This window comes from Streptomyces sp. NRRL F-5123, from assembly GCF_000721495.1.
Classification (GTDB): domain Bacteria; phylum Actinomycetota; class Actinomycetes; order Streptomycetales; family Streptomycetaceae; genus Actinacidiphila.
In genome coordinates, this window is record NZ_JOHY01000146.1 from 1 (window position 1) to 1,532 (window position 1,532).

A 1,532-nucleotide genomic window follows, 5' to 3' on the forward strand; every position below is an offset into this window, starting at 1 on the left:
GGCGTACTCCTTGACCAGTGCGGAGACCGCCGCGTCGCTCGCCGAGTCCACCGCCTCGACCAGGTCGTTGACCCCGTAGGTGTTGACGGACACCCCGAACCGCAGCTGCGCCTCGACCTTGTCGCCCTCGGTCACGGCGACGTCCCGCATGTTGTCGCCGAAGCGCGCAAGCCGCAGGGTGCGCAGGGTGGCGGCACCGATCGCGGCGCGCATCCAGGCGTGGACGCGCTCCCCCACCGCCGGGTCGGAGACATGGCCCGCGACGGTCTTGCGGGCCACGCCGAGACGGGACTGCACGTACCCGAACTCGCGGTCGCCGTGGGCGGCCTGGTTGAGGTTCATGAAGTCCATGTCGATGCTGGACCAGGGCAGTTCGACGTTGGCCTGGGTGTGCAGGTGCAGCAGCGGCTTGCGCAGCAGGGGGACTGCTCGGCGACCTGCGCGAGCGTGCCGGGCCCGTACAGGCCCTGGCTGCCGGTGAGGAACCAGACCTCGCGCTCGGCGGCGGCTGGCGGCGTGGACGCGGCGGTCATGCGGTGACTCCTCGGTCGGCGGGGCGGGTGCCCTCGGGGGCGTGGACGGGGTCTACGGCCGGCTGCTGGCCGTAGACGTTCTGGTAGCGGTCGTACAGGCGGTCCACGTCGGCGCCCGGGATGGGCAGCGGGGCGCCGAGCTGGCGCGAGATGTGGACGGTGCGGGCGACGTCCTCGCACATCACCGCCGCCTTGACCGCCGCGCGGGCGTCCTTGCCGATGGTGAAGACGCCGTGGTTCTGCATCAGGACGGCGGGCGAGCGGTGGCCGCGCAGGGTCTCGACGATGCCGCGGCCGATCGAGTCGTCGCCGATGAGCGCGAAGGGCCCGACGGGAATCTCGGCGCCGAACTCGTCGGCCATCGCCGTCAGGACGCACGGCACGGGCTCGCCGCGCACCGCCCACGCGCACGCGTACGTGGAGTGGGTGTGGACGACCCCGCCGACCTCCGGCATGTGCCGGTAGACGTACGCGTGCGCCGCGGTATCCGACGACGGCGCCAACTCGCCCTCGACGACCCGCCCCTGGAGGTCGCACACGATCATGTTGTGCTCGGTGAGCGCGTCGTAGTCGACACCGCTGGGCTTGATCACGAAGTGGTCGGAGCCGGGGACGCGCGCGGAGACGTTTCCGGCGGTCCAGACGACGAGCTGGTAGCGCACCAGCTCCTGGTGCAGATCGCTGACCTGGCGGCGCAGCCGGGCGAGCGGCTCGCCGGCGGGCGCCGGAGGGGGGATGCTGCTCATGGCGGAGTACCTCGTCCCTGAGTCTGAAAGTGAGCGCTAACAGAAATAGTGATCGCTAACAACGCGCTGTGCCCGAACGCCGGCGGGAGCGTACTGCGGCCCGGGGCGCCCCCGTACGCGGGTACGGGCCCGGGCCCGCGTCGGCTCACCGGCCGGTCCTGAGGGCGCGCAGGCGGTGCATGACGGCGCTGCCGCCGCGTCCGAAGTGGTCGTGGAGGGTGCGGTATTCGGCGTAGAGGAGGTCGTAGGCCGC

The 1,532-nt window shown here is 72.1% G+C and carries 1 protein-coding gene and 1 pseudogene; both read right to left on the reverse strand.

Features of this window, described 5'->3' with window-relative positions:
- Positions 1 to 533, reverse strand: a pseudogene (locus IH54_RS0138550) (L-arabinose isomerase family protein); the annotation flags it as partial.
- Positions 530 to 1,279: an L-ribulose-5-phosphate 4-epimerase gene (locus IH54_RS0138560; protein WP_052398360.1), complete on the reverse strand. Its 750-nt coding sequence runs from the start codon at positions 1,277 to 1,279 to the stop codon at positions 530 to 532. The gene IH54_RS0138560 and the pseudogene IH54_RS0138550, both read right to left, overlap by 4 nt.
- Between the last annotated feature and the right edge of the window lie 253 nt (positions 1,280 to 1,532).

What these genes read in the sequence shown, in the direction of transcription:
- IH54_RS0138560 (WP_052398360.1), bottom strand. Translation starts at nt 1,279, where the DNA reads ATGAGCAGCATCCCCCCTCCGGCGCCCGCCGGCGAGCCGCTCGCCCGG.